A 17,430-nucleotide genomic window follows, 5' to 3' on the forward strand; every position below is an offset into this window, starting at 1 on the left:
GGTGGGGTGGGGCCGGTGCACCGGCAAACCCACCGCACACCGACGTCGGCACCGGCCGGGGCTCGGCCATGACGGTGTATGTGTCGCGGTACGCCGCCACGGGCGAGCTGCCCCGGGACCTCTCGAATCGGGTCGAGCCGGTGGAGCAGTCGGTGGCCGATCTGCCGCTGCTGACGCATGTCTGGCGGACGGTGTTCGAGCAGCAGACGCGGAAGCCTGGCCGCCGATGACCAGCGACGGCGCACGCCCCATCGTGCCGGACCGGCTTGGGCTGCCGGAGCATCTGCCGATGCGTCCGCTGTGGTTGTGTCGGCGCTGCGGGCAGCCGTGGCCCTGCGGCGCAGCGAAGCTCGCGCTCCTGGCCGAGTACCGCGATGTGCCGGTGAGCCTGTTCCTCTACCTGGCCGGTTGCCTGCACGACGCGATCGACGACCTGCACCGGCTCAACCCGAGCGTCACGGGCAGCGCCGCCGACATGTTCGACCGGTTCCTCGGCTGGCCCGCCCGCCACACCCACGCCTACCGCGTCAGCACCACCACGGCCACCAGCCTCGATGAGGCCTCCTCGTGAACGGCATCGGCCCCATCAACGCCACCGGCCAGCCGGCGGTGGTCGGCAGGTTCCAGATCGTCAGGTTGGCCCCTGAGTTGAACGAGCCTGGGAGATTGCAGCGGAGCAGGAGACCGCCTCGCGACTGTGATCTTGCGCTACACGGGCTGCGCCCTCGGCGTTGCCGCCTCAGGCAAGGCCCTCCCAAGAACGTCCGCGCATGTGAGCGGCGTGCATGTACGCCAGCAGGACGCAACCTGCGACCAGAGCACTACATCGACTTCAGACTCCCATCGGACTTGGCGAGTCAGCGGCTTGAGGCTCTGTTGAGCCGAGAAGAGCGGAACGGCGGGCCATCCGATCGGGAGGCCCTGATGGAAAGGGAGAACACCTGAATGAGTGTCGACACGGCGAGCGGCGAGGACCTCCATGCCGCAATGGTCGATCAGCTCGTCGCTGATCACGCGGAGAAAGGGCTGATCCTGCGGCCTGAGATCGAGGCAGCGCTACGGTCCGTGCCACGTCATCTGTTCACTCCGGATGCCGCGCTTACGGAGGCGTACCGGGCCGACCAGGCCGTGGTGACCAAGAGGATCGGCGACGAGGCGGTCAGTTCGGTGTCGGCGCCGTGGCTCATCGCGGAGATGCTCGGTCAGGCCGCAGACGCCGTCGACGGTGGGTTGGCCGGCCGGCACGTCCTGGAGATCGGTTCCGGCGGATATAACGCCGCGCTGCTGCGCGAGCTGGTCGGCCCGTCGGGCTCGGTCACGACCGTTGACATCGATCGTGAGGTGACCGACCGGGCCACCGCCTGCCTCACCGCGGCGGGTTACGACGACGTGGCCGTGGTGTGTGCGGACGCTGAGCAACCGGTCAACCCGGGCCGCTCCTATGACTTGATCATCGTCACGGTCGGCGCCTGGGACATCTCACCGGCCTGGACCGCGCAGCTCGCCGAGAACGGAACGCTCGTCGTGCCGCTACGGACGTTCGGGATGACCCGCTCATGGGCGATGCGCCGGGTGGGGGACCGGTTGGTCAGTCACAGCCAGCGGTTGTGCGGGTTCGTGTCGATGCAGGGTGCCGGGGCGCATGAGGTGCGGTACGTCGACATCGCTGACGGGGTGCACCTGCGGCTGGACGAGGACCGGCAGGTCAACCGGCACGCCGTCGGTGAGCTGTTGGCGCAGCCGCAGACGCAGGCATGGGCCGGGGTGAGCCTGCCGCCTCGTACCGTCCTGGCTGACCTCGACCTGTGGCTGGCGACCCGCATCACCGATGCGGGACAGCAGTTCGTTGTTCTCACGGCTCAGCAGGTGGCCGTGGATGCGGGTGTCGTCGCCCCGGCGTGGCGCTTTGGCACACCGGCCGCCCTCACCGACGGTGCATTCTGCTACCGCTCGACGCTGCGCTGGAACGACGACGACATGTTCGACCTGGGTGCTTGTGCGCATGGGTCCGATGCTGCGTCGGCGGCCGGTCGGATGGTCGGACAGATGCGCGCGTGGCTGGATTCGGGCAGCCCTTCGCCGGTGCTGCACATCCTGCCCGCTGGTACTCCCGACGGCGACCTGCCGGCCGGGACGGTGTTGGACAAGCGGCATAGCCGCTTCGTCCTCACCTTCACCCCCGCATAGAAGGGAAAGCACGTGAACGACACCGACACCTCGGAGTTCGCCCTGGACGTCAGCCTGGTCGACGCCGGCCCCACCGCGGGTGGCTACGCCACCGCCACCGACGACGGGTGCGGCTCCGGCAACACCGGCTCCAACGCCTGCACCACGAAGTGTGACGGCGGCAACTGATCCCTTCCGTTCTCTCAGGATCGGGCCCGGCGTCGAGCGCGCCGGGCCCGTCGATTCGGTGGTAATCATGGTTCCCGCAGCTGGTGCGGCGCTGATCAGAATCGCCGCCTACCCCAAGGGCCTCGTTCTGCCTGCCTGGCCCGACACGGCCCACGGTCATCCGGATCAGTGGCGCGAGTGGCTGGACAAGGCGTGGACGCTGCCCGGATTCGCGGCAGCCGTTACCGGCGCGGCGCCGCAGCTGGCCGGCCAGATCCAACGCGCGCTGAGCGGTGAGCCGATGCCTCAGCAGCGACTGCGGCGCGTGGTGCAGTCAGTGGTCCGGTACCTGCTGCGCTGGACCACCCGTGCGACCCCGTTCGGCATGTTCGCCGGTGTCGCCCCGGTCCAGTTCGGTGCGCGCGCGGCTGTCCGTCTGGGCGAGGCTCATCGCGTGGTCTCCCGCTCGGACGGTCAGTTCATCGCCGAGCACACCGCGCGGGCCGAACACGACCTGGCCACCCTGCGCACCGTCGCCGTCGCGACTAACTCGTTGGGATACCGGCGCGGCGACAGGTGGGTGCTGCCCTGTGCCCACGCCAGCGACGATCGGCGGTGGGACGTCGAGGTCCGCCTGACCAGCCCGATCCGGGCGGCGATCCAGGCGGCGCGGTCCCCGGTCAGGTTCGCCGACCTCGCCGAGACGATCGCTGGACCCGCCAGCATCGCCGACGCCGAGCGGCTGCTGGCCGAACTGGTTCACACCGGGGTGCTGCTGTCGGCCCTGCGCCCGCCCATGACCGCCACCGACCCGGCCGCCCACGTCGCCCGCCACTGCGTCATTCCGGAGCCGGGCAGCCGGACCGCCGTCGACCTCCGTGCCGACATCGCCGTGACCCTGCCCCCGCCGGTCCTGCACGAGGCGGAGCGGGCCGCATCCACGCTCGTGGCGGTAGCGCCACCACCTACCCCCGGATGGGCCGAGTACCACAACGCGTTCATCGAGCGATGGGGTCCAGGAGCGGCTGTTCCCATCCGTGACGTGCTGAACGTGCTGGGCTTCCCGGCCGGCTACCGGGGATCCACTCGCCACGCCCCAGCGCTGTTCACCGCCCGCGACCGGCTGCTCGGACAGCTCGCGCAGCAGGCCGCACTCAACGACTGCGCCGAGGTGGGGCTCGACGACGCGCTGATCGACCGGTTGCGCGGGAATGACGACCGGCCGCCGATTCCGCACACCGAACTGCGGTTCGCCCTCGCCGCCGACACCCCGCGCGACCTGGACCGCGGCGCGTTCGCCCTGACGGTGCTCAGCGGATCCCGCCACGCCGGGGTCGCCGCGGCCCGGTTCCTGCACCTGCTCACCCCCGCCGAACTCGCCGGATTCCAGCAGGTCTACCGGCATCTGCCGACCGCTCTGCCCGGCGCGGCCCCGCTGCAGCTGTCCGGACCACCCCTTGACGCCCGCCTCACCGCAGTAGCCCGGACGCCCGAGCTGCTGCCAGTCCTCCCTGTCGGCGACTTCCACCCGGCACCGCCGTACACGATCGAGGACCTGGCGGTAACCGGCGATGGCCGCCGGTTGTGGCTGGTATCGGCGGCCACCGGTCAGCCTGTCGAACCGCTGCTGTTCAACAGCGTGCTGCTGCCCACACTGCAGCAGCCGCTGATGCGGTTCCTGGCCGAGATCTGGGCCGCGTGGACGGCACCGTGCAGCCGGTTCGACTGGGGACACGCCAGCGACCTGCCATTCCTGCCCCGCCTGCGGCGCGGACCCACCATCGTGCACCCCGCCCGCTGGATCGTCGACCACACCGCGCTTCCCGCTCAGGGGACAGCATGGGCGCAGTGGTGTGTCGCCTGGCGACGACACCGCCTCCAACGGCACATCCCGGAGCAGGTCCTGGTCGGCGATGACGACATACGCCTACGCCTTGACCTGGACAACCCCGCCCACCTGGCGGTCCTACGCGACCACCTCGACCGGCGTCCCCGCACCGTGATCACCGAAGCTCCAGGGCCAGCGGGCTGGATCCACGGCCGCCCCGCCGAACTCCTGCTCACCCTCACCCACCCCGCGCCGGCCGCTCAACCAGCCCGACCAGCCCGACCAGCCCGACCAGCCACCACTGTTCAGCACTGGCCAGGGCAGTCACGGTGGATCGAGGCACACCTACACGGTCGGCTCGATGACATCTTGATCGACCTCGCCCACCGCCCGGCCGGCCACCTTCCAGTCGGCTGGTGGTTCCTGAGGTATCCCCACCCCGAGCCGCACCTGCGGCTACGCATCCCGCTTCCGGACACCGACGGGTTCGCCGATACCACCCGCCATCTCGCCGGCTGGGTGCAGCGCCTGCACGATGACGCCGTCGTCCACGATTACAGCCTGCACCCGTACCGCCCCGAAACCCGCTACGGCGGCGCGGCGGCCATAGCCGCCGCCGAGCGGGTGTTCGCCGCCGACTCGCACGCCGCCCTGCACCGGCTCACCGGCGACCGACAGGCCGCCACCGCCGCCGGGATGATCGCTATCGCTGACAGCTTCACCGGCGACGGGCGGCGCTGGCTCGCCACCCACGTCGCCCACCGGACCGGCCCCCGCCTCGACCCCGCCCAGCTCGAACACGCCCAGCGCCCAGTCCATGACGAGCAACTCGCGGCAGCGCTGGCCGCCTACCGCTCCTTGGTCGCCGATGACGGACTTGACCCCGACGAGGTGCTCGGTGACCTGCTGCACCTGCACCACGCCCGCATGATCGGCGTCGACCCCGCCTCCGAACGGCACTGCCTGCGGCTGGCCCGCACCATCGCCCGCACCACCCTCGCCGGGCGTAAGCCGTGACCGCGGGACAATCCCTCGCCGACGGCGCGGCGGGCATTGCCCTGCTGCGCCTGGAAACCGGCAACCGGCCAGCAGCGTACGGGGCGCTGCGCGACGCTACCGGCGGTGGCGTGAGCATCGCCGAGGGGGCCAGCCTCTTCTACGGCGCTCCCGCGCTCGCGTTCGTCCTCGCCACCACTGACCATCCAGGGCTCACCGAGGCGCGAGCGGCGACCGCCGACGGCACCGCCACGGTGACCCGCCGACGGCTCGACGCCGCCCACCGCCGCATCGATCGACACGAGCAGCCGCACTACGCCGAGTACGACCTCATCCGCGGACTGACCGGGCTCGGCGTCGTCCTGCGCAGGCTCGGCAATCACGACCTGCTCCGCCAGGTCCTGGACTACCTCGTCCGGCTCACCGAACCGTGCGACGAACTGCCCGGCTGGTGGTGCTGGAACGGGTCCGAACGCCGCCAGCCACCGCCCTTGGGTGGTCACGCGAACTTCGGTATGGCGCACGGCATCACCGGTCCCTTGGCTCTGCTCGCCCTCACCCTCCGCGACGGCATCACGGTCGCCGGACACACCACGGCGATCAACCGCATCAGCCGATGGCTGGACGCCTGGCAGCAGCACACCAACGGCACGATCTGGTGGCCGCAAACCATCACCCTCACCGACCTGCACCAAGCAACACCGGCCCAGCAAACCCCGCTGCGGCCGTCCTGGTGCTACGGCACCCCCGGCATCGCCCGCGCCCAACAACTCGCCGCACACGCCCTGCATGACACCACCCGCCAGCACCGCGCCGAGACCGCATTCACCACCTGCGTTACCGACCCGGAACAACTCCGGCGGCTCACCGACCGAGGCCTGTGTCACGGCACCGGCGGACTGTTGGCTACCGCCCGCCGGATCGCTTCCGACGCCCTCACCTCGATACCTCTGGCTGCCGTAGAAGATCTCCACCGGCAGACCGCCCCCACCCCGAACGAGCCCGAGGGGCTTCTCAACGGCAAGGCAGGAGCCGACCTCGTCACCGCCGCCGCCACCGCCTGGGACGCCTGTCTCCTCCTCACCTGACGAAAGAGCCGCCGTGGACCACACCCCCTGGCACCAGGTCAACATCAGCTACCCCGGCCAGGCCGCCCGGGAGCGCGAGCAACAGGCGGTCACCCACCTCAGCCGAGTGCTTGCCGCCGCCGAGACCGCCGGCCTGATCACGTGCTGGTGGTTCATCCGCAAAGGCGCCTGGCGCATCCGCTACCTGCCCACAAACAGCCCAGACAGCGGAGACTTGGCCCGCCGGCTACTCACCGAAGGGGCCAACTGGACCGGCGACATCTACGAACCCGAAACCCATGCGTTCGGCGGCCACGACGCCATGGCCACCGCCCACGTGCTGTTCCACCACGACAGCCGCCACCTGCTCACCTACCTCCACCAGCACCCCACCAACCGGCGCGAATACTCCTTGATCTTGTGCACCGCCCTGATGCGCGCAGCAGGGCTGGACCTCAACGAGCAAGGTGATGTATGGGCACAAGTCGTCGAGCACCGCGCAGCACACCTCAACCAGGCACCCAGAACCGATGCCCGCAGGTGGGAGAGGTTCACCGGAGACGTTCGGAGCCTGCTGCTCGGCGCACCTCGCACCACCGGCAACTGGCACACCGCATTCGCGAATGCGGGCACTGCCCTACACCGCCAACGGGAGAGGGGCAGACTCACCCGTGGCCTACGGGCAGTAATCGCATTGCATGTGATCTTTCACTGGAACAGGCTCGGACTACCCGCCACCGCCCAGGCCACCCTCGCCCGAGCGGCCCAGGAAGCCATCTTCGGCCTGCCCGATCCGCACCTGCCAGACCCCGGGCAGACGCACCAGGAATGAGAGGAGGAAGGCGCCATGCCCGAGAAGACGATTACCAACAAGGTTCTCTGCTACGTCGTGCGGGACGGGCACTTGCTCGTCTTCCGGCACACCGACTTCAGCTACGAGGAAGTGGGCATCCAGGTGCCGGGCGGCAGCGTCCGCCCGGGTGAGGACCCGGCGGACGCGGCGCTGCGCGAGGCCCGCGAAGAGACCGGACTGACCGGCTTCACCATGGTGCGCAAGCTGGGGGAGATCGAGTACGACATCAGCCCGCTCCGCTTCGAGATCCAACGTCGGCACGTCTTCGAGCTGGCGCTGCACGGGCCGACGCCCGAACGGTGGGCGAGCCAAGAGGACCACGACGGCGAGCAGGAGCCCACTCGATTCGAATGCTTCTGGATACCGATACGGGCGGCGCACGTCTTGCAGTCCGGCCAAGGCGCTCTCGTGGGCCGGTTGTTCGACTGACCAGGAATCCCAACAGCGGCAAACGGGGGGAACCGATGCGGGAAGACGAACTGCGGGATTTGGTCCAGCGCAGCCCGTGGCTGGTGCTGGGCGTCGTGCGGGACTCCTGCCTGCCGGACGCCTGGATCGGCGCCGGCACCATCCGCGACCTCGTCTGGAGCGAGCGGTACGGCGACGGCTTCGACCCCTCGTTGGCGCGGGACGTCGACGTCGTCTTCCACGACCCGACGGACCTGAGCCGCGACAACGACGACCGGGCCACCGAGCCGCTGGTGGCAGCCTGGCCGGAGCCGCCGCGGGTCGGGTCTTCAAGCCGGAGAATATGATCGGGCCGCTCCTTGGAGGAGGTTTCTCGTTACCAATCCGCCGGATGCTGACCAGGCCGCTCTTCAGGCGAAGCAACGCGCCGCCTACGAACGGCTTGGGCCCGTGTGGGGTCGGCTTGGTCAGCTCGCGGTGGCGGTCTTGCTGGCCTTGGGCTGGGTCGTGACGGGGTTCGCGTTCGCGACAGTCGAGAGCCTGTACCGCGGGACCGGAGAGATCAGCTCGATTAAGGAGCGGCCGGCGGTCGCCCAGGTAGGGGAGTGCCGGCGGGCGGGTCCGGTGAGTGTCAACGGCTTCGGGTACTGGTGGGAGTGCCAGGTGGTCGTGCGGACGGACGACGGTCGGGTCGTGGAGGCCGTCGTGCGCCACTCGATCGTCACCCCGCGCGACGCCGGCAACGACGTCGAGTTCCGCGAGGCGTGCTCCGGCTCGGACAACGCGGACTGCATCTACGGTCGCCCGGTACACCGGGCCTGGGCGACCGCAGTTCGGCTGGTCGAGATGGTCGAGTGGACGGTAAAGGCGTTGCTCGCCTTCGCCACCGTTGTCTACCTGTTGCGTGCCATTTTCGGCGTACCGCGGTTCCAGTCGGCCGCGAACAGGCTGCTCCGGAAGCAATCGGAATGATCCGTCCGTACCAAGAGGAAAGGGAGGAGTCACGTTGTCGGAGCGTGGACCTAACAACCGTGGCTGCGGCCAGCGGATCCCGGGTTCCGGCGATCCGGTCAGGACGGGCACGGTGTCGATCAGCTTGACCCATCCGCCCGCGGCCTTCCTCTACCGGACCGCGAAGCCCCGCCTGCTGGTCGACGGCGTCGACCGGGGGTGTCACCGGGTGGGGCGACCACCGTTTACCGGTGACGCCCGGTCGACACCAGATAGCGGTCTGGGTGCCGTACACTCTGCCGCGCAAGGCTGGCCGTGCCCAGGCGGACGTCACGGTCGGCGACGGGGAGGTCGTCACCCTCGAGTACATGGCACCAACGGTCACCCTCGCCAAACTGTCGTTGGGTGCTTCGGGGCAGAAGTCCACCGGCCTCTCGACCGTGATGGTCCTAAACGCCATAGCGGCCGTCGTGGCGGTGGTCGTCCTGCTCGTCCTCCTGATCGGCAACTGAGCTTCCCCCTGGGATGTGGACACCCCTTCCTCTGGACGTTGGTCCAGAGGAAGGGGTGTCCCCGTTGGGGCATCCGTCGAAGTACACGGAAGAGTCTCGACGTGATGCCGTTGATCTGGTTCGCTCGTCGCAGCGGCCCATCAACCAGGTCGCTCGTGAGCTCGGGATGAGCCACGAAACGCTGCGGAACTGGGTCCGGGCCGCTGAACGACGGGGCCGGCGGCCTTGACTGGATCGACCCCGCCGGGTGAGCCGACCTACGCACCCGCGCCGCTCGTAACCACGCATGATCGACGAGCCGAGTCCGCGATAGCCGCGATCGGACGTGAACACGGCCACTACGCGGATCGCGCGTTCCTATCCGCCCCGGGCCGACGTCTCTGCCTGGGATGATGTGCGCGGTGTGTGCTCTCCAGCGGATGCCACTTTGGCGATCGGTGCCAGTTCGGGTCAATCAAGGTTAAACGATCATGGCCGGCGGCCCGACCGTGTGGTCCACGTGTGGTCATCAGTCGAGCCGGCCGACCGGGAGGACGCAGGTCAACGGGGGTCACTCCCTACCAACGCGGGTCAACGCGCAGGTCGTTAGACTGACGACTCGCGCCCTCGTAGCTCAGATGGAGCAACGGTTTCCTAAGACGACGCTCTATCTGTATCCAGAGGCTAACTACCTGCGGGTTCCTATTCTGTTTTCACGTTAGTAGGTCGCATATGCGCGTCGCTGTGCTCGCTTGCCGAAGATCAGCAGAACGGGCGTAAGTCCTGCTCAGGCCATGCTTCGGGCGATCCGACGTGCTCTTGCCGAGATCCGGCGAAGTTGCCGTGCCGCGTCAGTCTACGGTGCCGCGAGCGCGTGGGCCAGCAGGGTGGCGAGTTTGGCCGCGCGTGCCGGATGGTGATGACCGACCCAGAGAACTCGTCCGATTAGGTATTCGGCGAAGTCGGGGTGGCCGGTCCGGTTCTGCGCGGCGAGGCCGGTGCGGGCGGCGTTGTGCAGGATGGCGCGGAGCTGGTCGTATTCGTCGCGTGGTGTGGCGGGGTGGTGGTTGACGACGAGTCCGGCGAGGAGTTGCCGGTCGGCTCGGCTACGGACGCGTGTCTTGGCTGGATGGACTCGGAACCCCTCCTCGCGGGCGATGTGGGTGACGGCGGCGATCAGGTCGTCGATGCGGCGGCTGGTGAGGCCGCCAGAGAAGGCGAGGTCGTCGGCGTACCGGGTGTAGGTGATGTCGAAGGCGTCGGCGAGGCCGGTGAGGCGTCGGTCGAGTCGGTAGGCGCACAGGTTGGCCAGCGCGGGTGAGGTGGGCGCGCCTTGTGGCAGGTGGCCGGTGCGCAGCGCGGTGAGCCGGGCCGCCCGGTGCGGTAGGTCGGTGGGTGCTTGGCGGAGGACGGGGTGCGGGGTGCGGGTGGTGCACAGTCCGGTGAGGGTGTGGGCGACGGGTTCGGGGTAGCCGGCGGTGCGGAACAGTCCGTGGACGCGGGTGGCGGGGATGTGGGTGAAGAAGGCGAGCAGGTCGATGCGGACGACGACCGGCTGTGCGGTGTGGGTGGTGGCGAAGGTGTGTGCGGAGCGGCCGGGTACGAAGCCGTGGGCGGCGGGGTGGCCCGGGATGGGGCCGAGGACCTCGGCGAGGAGCCGGCGTTGTAGGGCGCGGAGCCGCGATTTCGGTGCCTCGATCAGCCGGCCCCGGTCGGTCCAGCGGTAGTGGTAGTGGTGCAGCCGGTGGGCGGTGGCGCGTCGGTTCATGGCACGTCGGTCGGCGTACCAGTCGAGGTGCTCGATGCTCAGGTCGAGCATCGCGGCCAGGTCGCCGACGGTGTCGATGATCGGGGTGTGCCAGGGTCGGCGGACGGTGCGGGTCGGCGTCACGGGCCGCGCGTGGATGACGATCGGCCGCTGGTGCTGGCGGGCGGCGGCGACTGCCGCGCGCAGCGGTTCGAGGGTGCTCAGGAACGTGGCCAGCTCGCGTGGCCGGTCGGTGGGTGGGCGCGGGTAGACGACCAGCACCGCGTCAGCGACCGGCCACAGCCAACGCCGCCGGATCCCGAGGACGAGCCCACCCTGGTCGACGAGATCGGCGCGACGCCAGCCGTCGCCGGCGAGGAACGCGTCGGCGAGCGCGGTGGCCAGGGCGTGAATGGTGGTCACGACCGAGCCGATGGTGGCAGCGTGTCCCGACGATGCCCGGTCGTGCGGGTGCACAGGCTCGCGGAGCGCGCCGACGCACCTGTGGTGTGGTGCCGAGGTGAGTGTCGCGTCCCCGGGGTTGCCCCGGAGAGACCGTGACCGGACCCCGCGTGGGGGTCCGGCCTGGTCAGCTCGGGACACGCTGCCATGGGAGCAGCGTAGAGAACAGATACCGTCATCGGTGTCCGCGAGGCGTGTGGCGCGGCGCAGAGAACCGTTTCGTCGAGTGATGCGTCCTAACCTTGCGTGATGGACGTGGACGACGAGGAGCTGTTGCGCCTTGTCGGGAAGGGTGACCGCGGGGCGTTCGACGTGCTGTATGCGCGTAACGCGTCGTGGTTGGTGCTGCGTCTGCGCCGCCGGTGCCGGGATCCGGAGTTGATCCGGGAGGTGTTGCAGGAGACGTTCCTGACGGTGTGGCGGGCCGCGGCCGGCTACCGCGGGGACGGTGCGGCGGTGGGCTGGCTGTGGTCGGTGGCGGCCGGTCGGTTGATCGACGCGCGGCGGCGTGCGTTGGCCCGCCCGCAGAGTGTGGGGGAGCCGGGCGAGGACGTGTTGGCGTGGTCCCCTTCGGCGGAGGACGAGGCCTTGGCCGGTGCGTACGACGCCGAGTTGGAGCGTGCGCTGCACCGGTTGGCTCCGGAGTTGCGGGCGGTGTTGCAGGCCACGGTGCTGGACGGCCTGACGGTACGGGAGGCCGCAGTGCTGCTGGGTGTGCCGGAGGGCACTGTGAAGACCCGCGCGATGCGGGCGCGCCGCGAGCTGAGGGAGGCCCTGTCATGACCGGGTTCCACGTCGACGCCGGGGTGCTGGCGGCGTATGCCGAGGGGCGTCTCGCGGACGTGGATGCGTGGTCAGTCGAGGCGCACCTCGACTGCTGTGTGGCCTGCCGGACGCGCATCGCACCGGACGCGTCCACCACTCTGGTGCTCGATGCGGTCGCGGTATCGCTCGGCAACCGGTTGCCAATGCAGGGGCGGGTGCGGCGGGCTACCGAGTGGCGGCGGCTCAGAGTGTTGGTGGGTGCGGGGCCGGCGGCGCGGGCGGCGTGGTTGCTGTCGGTGGCCGTCACCGGGGTGCTCACCGCAGGGCTGGCGGTCAGCCCGACGGTGGTCCCGCCGTGGCTGCTCCTGCTGGTCGCGCCTGCGCTGCCTGCTGTTGGTACGGCCCTGTCGTACGGGCCGCGGACCGATCCGTTGCACGAGCTGATCGCGGGGACACCGCAGGGCGGCCTGCGGATCGTGCTGTGGCGCACGCTGGCGGTCCTCGCGGTCGCAGCGCCCGTCGCGGTCCTCGCCGGCGCGGTGACGGGCATCGGTATGCCGGGGTTGTGGCTGCTTCCCTGTGTCGCGTTGACCGTGCTGACGTTGGCGCTCGGATCGCTGGTCGAGCCCGCGTACGCCGCGCTGGTGGTGGCGGGGGTGTGGGCGGTGGTGGTGCTGGCGCCGCCGGTCGGCGGTGTGGCGGTCCTGGTGTCGGGCGTCCCGGGGTGGCTGGTCGTCACCGCGGTGGCCGCGGTGGTGGTGTATGTGCGTCGGGAACGGGTGGGAAGGCAATCGGCATGACGACGGTGAGCGTCGACGGCCTGCGGGTCAGCTACGGCAAGCGAGTCGTCTTCGACGACCTGAACCTCGAGCTGGGGGTGGGGGTGCACGGGTTGCTCGGCCCGAACGGCGCCGGCAAGACCACCCTGATGCGGGTCCTGGCCACGGTGCTGCGCCCCGACCGGGGTGAGGTCCGGCTGCTGGGCCACCAAATCGATGATCGCTCGGCGTTGCGGCAGGCGCGCCGACAGTTGGGCTACCTGCCCCAGGCGTTCGGCTTCTACCCGCGCTTCACCGTCCGCGAGTTCGTCGAGTACTTCGCCTGGCTGAAGGAAATGCCGCCGGGACGGATCCCGCTGGCGGTGGACCGGGCGATCGAGCGGGTCGGCCTGCTGGAGCGCGCCGACGACCGGATGAAGCACCTCTCCGGCGGGATGCTGCGCCGCGCCGGCATCGCCCAGGCCATCGTGAACGACCCGCGGCTGCTGCTGTTGGACGAGCCGACCGCCGGCCTGGACCCGGAGCAGCGGGTGCAGTTCCGAGCGCTGCTGCGGGAGCTGGGCCTGGATGCCGTCGTCCTGGTCAGCACTCACCTGGTCGAGGACGTCGTGGCGGCGTGCACCCGGGTCAACCTGGTCGATGGGGGGCGGTTGGTCTTCACCGGCCTTTCCGATGAGCTGATCGCGGCCGGTGGGGATGACGATAGCGGCGACTCCCCGATCGAACGGGGCTACACGGCGGTGCTGCGCGGCGCGCGGACGGCACCGCGGTGAAGCGCACGCTGGGGGTGGAGCTACGCCGCGGCACGGCGCCCCTCGCCGCGGCGGCGATGCTCTGCGCCGGAGTGTGGATGCTGGCCGTGCACCCGGACGACTGGGCCGGCCGCTGGGCGGGCCTCGCCAACTACCTGCGGATGTCGCTGCTGATCCTGTGCGCTCTCATGATCGCGGCCGGGGCGTGGCAGTCCGGGCGGGAACGGCGGCGCGACATCGACGAGCTGATCGCCTCCACCCCCCGCCCGGGCTGGCAACCACTGGTGGCGGCCTGGCTCGCCGTGACCGTGGCCGGCACCGCCGGGCTGCTGGTCGCGTTCGCCGGAGCCGGGGCGCTGGTCGTTCGGGTGGCGACGTACGCCGGTGGGGGCTGGTGGTGGACGCTGCTCGTCGGTGTCCTCGCCCTGGCCACCGCCGCCGCGGTCGGCGTCCTCGTCGGCCGGCTCGTACCGCTGCGGGTGGCCGCCCCGATCGCCGGCCTCGCCACCTACCTCGGCCTGGCCATCGTCACCTACTGGGACGGCACGTCCGCCGCGTGGCTCTCGCCGGTCTACGGCGGCTGGGCGGTGTATTCACTCGTTCCCGGACGGGTCACCGCGTTGCAGGCAGCCTGGCTGGTGGCCCTGACGGTCCTGCTGCTCGCCGCCGCCGCGCGGCAGCGGCGCGCAGCCTTGCTGGCTGGCGGGCTCGCCGTCGCCGTCGCCGTGCCGATCACGACGGGGCCGGGCGCCTATCGCCTCCCGGCCGACCCGGCCGCGGTGGAGCTGGTGTGCACGAGCAGTGGACCGCAGGTGTGCTTGTCCCGGATCAACGCGTTCCTGATCGACGACGTCGCTGCGGTTGTGCAGCCGATCCTGGCCCGTCTCGACGGGATATCCGGAGCGCCCCGACGGGCCGCTGACCAGGCTGCCCAGCCGGCTGGCCAGTCCATCGGACGGGACGACGAGACGGTCTGGCTCAACCTCGACTTCCAGTCCACGGCGCTGGGCGGCCTGGCCAGCCGAAAGAGCCTGCGGGCGGACTTCCGGCAGGTGACCCGCGCCAGATGCGAAGACCCCTCCGGAGTTCGCGAAATCGACCAGCGGCTCTACCAGACCGACACCCTGGCCACCCGCTGGATGCTCGACGAGGCAGCGACCGCCGACAACGAGGCCCTCGCCAGGCTCCGCGCACTGCCGGAGCCGGCGCAGCGTTCCTGGTTCGCTGCCTACCTCGACGCCGCCCACCGATGTGACACCCCGGCGCTGATTCGCCTCGGCGAGCAGTCGTGACCGGCCGCCTGCTCACGCTGCACCTGCGCTCCCGGAGCGCGTCCACGTTCCTGATCGGTGTCGGCGTCATCGCGCTGCTGGCCTGGGCCGCCGGAACATGGCTCGCCAGCCGGCCCTACTTCGACGGGCCCGCCGCCCGCGTCCCCGTGGTCGCACTCGCACCGCTGCTGGCCGCACTCCTGCTCGGACCCACCCTCGCCAGCGCCGACGAGGACCTCGAACGCAGCACACCCCTGCCGTGGCTGGCATGGCGAGCCGGTCACCTTCTCGCCGCCGTCTTCGTCACCGCCATGACACTCAGCCTGGCCGGACTGCGAGCGCCCGACACGTACGGTGCGCACGCGCTGGTTCGCAATGTTTTCGGTTGTGTCGGACTGGTCGCCGGCGGGGCGGTGCTGCTCGGCGCGCGGCTGGCGTGGCTGCCCGCCTTCGCCTACGTGTGCGCCGTCTACGCCGCCGCTCCACGCCAGACCGGCACCGTCGTTGCGGCTTGGGCTTGGCCGATCCAGCCCTCCACCGTCACCGCATCCTGGTTGACCGCTGCCACGATATTCGCCGTCGGTGCGGCGGGATACGTGCACAGCGGGTCCCGGCCATCCGCCGCTTTCGTTCGAGAGGTGCGCCGTGATCTGCAACAGAGTCGGCTTGGGCGGCCATAGTGTGGTGTGAGGCATCAGGTACGGCCGTCGGACGAGGAACTGTGGTCCTCGATCGCCGCCGGCGACGAGGTCGCTTTCGGTCGGCTCTTCGACCGGTACTCCCGCCCGATCTACAACCACGCGTTCCGGCTGACCGGCTCGTGGTCGACGGCTGAGGATGTTACTCAGGCGACGTTCCTCGTCGCGTGGCGCCGCCGGCACGACGCCCGCCTGGTGGACGGATCGGCGTTGCCGTGGTTGCTGGTCGTCGCCACTAATGAGGTCCGCTCGGAGTGGCGGTCGGCGCGCCGGTGGCTGGCGCTGCTACGGCGTCTACCGGGAGAGCGGTACGCCGACGGTGACCTCGCCGACGAGGTAGTCGCGCGGCTCGATGACGAGCGGCGGATGACCGAGGTCCTTTCGGTCGTCGGCCGGCTGCCGCCGGCCGAGCGGGAGGCGGTGGCGTTGTGCCTGTGGTCCGGCGTGTCGTACCCGGACGCGGCAGCCGTGTTGGGCATCAGCGAGGTGGCGGTGCGGTCCCGGGTCAGTCGGGCGCGCAGCCGCCTGGCGCGGCTGCTGCCCGAGGAGATTCAGGAGGGGAAGTGGTGAACAACATTCTCGACCTGCCCGCGGAGCGTGACCTGCCGCCGGAGACGGGGCACGCGATGCGGGCCCGGATCCTCGGCTCCGTGAGCCCGCCGCCCGCGCGTACCCCTCGACTGCGGATCGCCGTGACCGTGGCGGTGCTGCTGACCGTGGCGTCCGGTGCCGCTGCCGTGATGTGGGACCGGCCGGACCGATCGGCCGTGCAGGTACTAGCCATGGGAGCCGGGGAACTGTCACCGACGCTGCAGGAAGCGGCTGAGCAGTGCCTGCAGTGGAACTCCCCGCAACGGCAGACCCGCCAAGACCCGCAAGAGCGACCCGTCCCGGTGTCCCTGGCCGACCTGGCGGTGGCCACCGAGCGAGGTGACCGCGCGCTGGTGTTGTTCATGAACGACGTCGGCTACGCCACCTGCGACGTGGAGTCGCCAGGAACGGCCCGGGAGTCCGGTGGGGGCGCCACCGAGCGGTGGCCGCATGGTGATTGGCTGCCCGGGCCGGTGCAGCGGCTGTTGCTGACTTCCACCGAAGCCGATGGCGGGGACGTCAATGTCAGCGGCCGGGTCAGCGCGCGCGTCAACCGGCTCGTACTCGACCACCACGACGGTCACACCACAGCAGCCCGGCTCTCCGGAGGCGTGTTCGGCCTGATGACCAGCGACGCCCGACTCAAGGCCGGCAACACCCCTGAACTGGTCAGCTACGACGCCGGAGGGACGGAGATCGACAGGCGTCCGCTGTTCCAGGCCGAAGACCAACTCGAACACTGCTACACGGGCCCCGACGGGAAGCGGATCTACGGGACACCGACCAGCGACTGCCGTCCTGCCGAGAAGTGGGGGCGATAGCCACGATCGGAGGCTGACCGCTGACCGCTGACCGCTGACCGTTGACCGCCGACCCGGGACGTGGGTCGTCATTCGCGGACCAGTCCCGGCGGCGGCGCGTCCTCGTCGAGTCGGACCTGGCGGGCATTGGCCACGGGGTCGCGTTCGAGGGTGTGGATCAGTGGTGCGGGGTCGCCGACGCAGGTCCAGGTGTCGTCCCAGAGCGCGGAGACCAGCCATGACCGGTCGGCGGGAAAGAACAGGGTCGGGTAGCGCGCCGTGCGGGTGGCGGATGTGACCACTAAGAGGGCGTCTGATTCACGTATTTTGCGAGTGATGCCACCTTCAGATGTCTCGCCAGGTTGGAGTGGTTTCGTTGGTGACGCGTTTGGTGAGGTTGTCGATCATCGCGATGCGGATCATGCTGGCGGAGTTGTCGGGTAGGGCTTCGTAGTCACGGGCCAGGCGGCGGTGGAGCATGATCCAGCCGAGGGTGCGTTCGACGACCCAGCGGCGTTTGACTACGGAGAACCCTCGGACGTTTGGGTCCTTGGTGACGACTTCGACGTCGATGCCGAGGGTGGCGCCGTGTTCGATGACCTTGTTCTTGAAGCCGGCGTCGACCCAGGTCTTGGTC

The 17,430-nt window shown here is 70.1% G+C and carries 21 protein-coding genes and 1 pseudogene; 19 read left to right on the plus strand and 3 right to left on the minus strand.

From position 1 onward, the window contains the following. The 12 genes from amcA to ABZS42_RS29870 form a co-directional block, all read left to right on the plus strand. Positions 1–230 (plus strand): multiple cyclophane-containing RiPP AmcA (amcA, locus tag ABZS42_RS29815; RefSeq protein ID WP_355150931.1); only part of this gene is annotated, 230 nt, incomplete at its 5' end. Beyond that, positions 227–571, plus strand: coding sequence for a hypothetical protein (locus ABZS42_RS29820; protein ID WP_355150933.1), 345 nt, complete (start codon positions 227–229; stop codon positions 569–571). The genes amcA and ABZS42_RS29820, both read left to right, overlap by 4 nt. Positions 572–945: 374 nt before the next feature. Next, positions 946–2,187, plus strand: a complete 1,242-nt coding sequence (gene fxlM / locus ABZS42_RS29825; RefSeq protein WP_355150935.1) for a methyltransferase, FxLD system — start codon at positions 946–948, stop codon at positions 2,185–2,187. A 12-nt stretch (positions 2,188–2,199) separates the two neighbouring features. Continuing rightward, positions 2,200–2,355 carry an FxLD family lanthipeptide gene (fxlA, locus tag ABZS42_RS29830; protein WP_088643751.1) on the plus strand — a complete coding sequence of 52 codons (156 nt, stop codon included), beginning with the start codon at positions 2,200–2,202 and terminating at the stop codon, positions 2,353–2,355. A 67-nt stretch (positions 2,356–2,422) separates the two neighbouring features. After that, entirely contained in the window at positions 2,423–5,179 is a 2,757-nt protein-coding gene (locus ABZS42_RS29835; RefSeq protein ID WP_355150937.1) for a lantibiotic dehydratase, read from the plus strand. Next, positions 5,176–6,246 (plus strand): lanthionine synthetase C family protein, encoded by a 1,071-nt coding sequence (locus ABZS42_RS29840; RefSeq protein WP_355150939.1) that lies wholly within the window; start codon positions 5,176–5,178, stop codon positions 6,244–6,246. The genes ABZS42_RS29835 and ABZS42_RS29840 overlap by 4 nt, the downstream gene beginning before the upstream one ends. Before the next feature lie 13 nt (positions 6,247–6,259). After that, the gene (locus ABZS42_RS29845) at positions 6,260–7,057 is read left to right on the plus strand and encodes a thiopeptide-type bacteriocin biosynthesis protein (protein WP_355150941.1); all 798 of its coding nucleotides are present in this window, start codon (positions 6,260–6,262) and stop codon (positions 7,055–7,057) included. 15 nt (positions 7,058–7,072) lie between these two features. After that, complete coding sequence (locus tag ABZS42_RS29850; protein WP_355150942.1) at positions 7,073–7,507, plus strand: NUDIX domain-containing protein; 435 nt, start codon at positions 7,073–7,075, stop codon at positions 7,505–7,507. A gap of 35 nt (positions 7,508–7,542) precedes the next feature. Continuing rightward, positions 7,543–7,833, plus strand: coding sequence for a nucleotidyltransferase family protein (locus ABZS42_RS29855; protein WP_355150944.1), 291 nt, complete (start codon positions 7,543–7,545; stop codon positions 7,831–7,833). Between the two features lie 103 nt (positions 7,834–7,936). Next, on the plus strand, positions 7,937–8,458 hold the full coding sequence (locus ABZS42_RS29860; protein WP_355150946.1) for a DUF6346 domain-containing protein: 522 nt from the start codon (positions 7,937–7,939) through the stop codon (positions 8,456–8,458). A 230-nt stretch (positions 8,459–8,688) separates the two neighbouring features. Next, complete coding sequence (locus ABZS42_RS29865; protein ID WP_355150948.1) at positions 8,689–8,949, plus strand: hypothetical protein; 261 nt, start codon at positions 8,689–8,691, stop codon at positions 8,947–8,949. A gap of 13 nt (positions 8,950–8,962) precedes the next feature. Continuing rightward, positions 8,963–9,178, plus strand: a complete 216-nt coding sequence (locus tag ABZS42_RS29870; protein WP_355150950.1) for a transposase — start codon at positions 8,963–8,965, stop codon at positions 9,176–9,178. A 606-nt stretch (positions 9,179–9,784) separates the two neighbouring features. On the opposite strand, the gene ABZS42_RS29875 is transcribed toward ABZS42_RS29870, so the two are convergent. After that, on the minus strand, positions 9,785–11,098 hold the full coding sequence (locus ABZS42_RS29875; protein ID WP_355150952.1) for a reverse transcriptase family protein: 1,314 nt from the start codon (positions 11,096–11,098) through the stop codon (positions 9,785–9,787). Between the two features lie 285 nt (positions 11,099–11,383). Between ABZS42_RS29875 and ABZS42_RS29880 the strand changes: the two genes are divergently transcribed. From ABZS42_RS29880 to ABZS42_RS29910, 7 genes are read left to right on the plus strand one after another with little or no spacing between them, the layout of a single operon-like run. After that, a complete protein-coding gene (locus tag ABZS42_RS29880) occupies positions 11,384–11,920 on the plus strand; it encodes an RNA polymerase sigma factor (RefSeq protein ID WP_355150954.1) in 537 nt (178 codons plus the stop codon). Then, complete coding sequence (locus ABZS42_RS29885) at positions 11,917–12,702, plus strand: zf-HC2 domain-containing protein (RefSeq protein ID WP_355150958.1); 786 nt, start codon at positions 11,917–11,919, stop codon at positions 12,700–12,702. The genes ABZS42_RS29880 and ABZS42_RS29885 overlap by 4 nt, the downstream gene beginning before the upstream one ends. Beyond that, complete coding sequence (locus ABZS42_RS29890; protein WP_355150960.1) at positions 12,699–13,454, plus strand: ABC transporter ATP-binding protein; 756 nt, start codon at positions 12,699–12,701, stop codon at positions 13,452–13,454. The genes ABZS42_RS29885 and ABZS42_RS29890 overlap by 4 nt, the downstream gene beginning before the upstream one ends. Beyond that, on the plus strand, positions 13,451–14,725 hold the full coding sequence (locus ABZS42_RS29895; RefSeq protein ID WP_355150962.1) for a hypothetical protein: 1,275 nt from the start codon (positions 13,451–13,453) through the stop codon (positions 14,723–14,725). The genes ABZS42_RS29890 and ABZS42_RS29895 overlap by 4 nt, the downstream gene beginning before the upstream one ends. After that, positions 14,722–15,384, plus strand: a complete 663-nt coding sequence (locus tag ABZS42_RS29900) for a hypothetical protein (protein ID WP_355150964.1) — start codon at positions 14,722–14,724, stop codon at positions 15,382–15,384. The genes ABZS42_RS29895 and ABZS42_RS29900 overlap by 4 nt, the downstream gene beginning before the upstream one ends. Before the next feature lie 6 nt (positions 15,385–15,390). Then, entirely contained in the window at positions 15,391–15,972 is a 582-nt protein-coding gene (locus ABZS42_RS29905) for an RNA polymerase sigma factor (RefSeq protein WP_355150966.1), read from the plus strand. Then, a complete protein-coding gene (locus ABZS42_RS29910) occupies positions 15,966–16,814 on the plus strand; it encodes a hypothetical protein (protein WP_355150968.1) in 849 nt (282 codons plus the stop codon). Before ABZS42_RS29905 ends, ABZS42_RS29910 begins: the two co-directional genes overlap by 7 nt. Before the next feature lie 68 nt (positions 16,815–16,882). On the opposite strand, the gene ABZS42_RS29915 is transcribed toward ABZS42_RS29910, so the two are convergent. Together ABZS42_RS29915 and ABZS42_RS29920 are read right to left on the minus strand one after the other, a co-directional pair. Continuing rightward, complete coding sequence (locus ABZS42_RS29915) at positions 16,883–17,095, minus strand: hypothetical protein (RefSeq protein ID WP_355150970.1); 213 nt, start codon at positions 17,093–17,095, stop codon at positions 16,883–16,885. 43 nt (positions 17,096–17,138) lie between these two features. Beyond that, positions 17,139–17,426 (minus strand): annotated as a pseudogene (locus ABZS42_RS29920) (transposase); the annotation flags it as partial. Positions 17,427–17,430 lie beyond the last annotated feature (4 nt).

It is taken from the genome of Micromonospora sp. NPDC005367, assembly GCF_040606825.1.
Taxonomy (GTDB): Bacteria; Actinomycetota; Actinomycetes; order Mycobacteriales; family Micromonosporaceae; genus Micromonospora.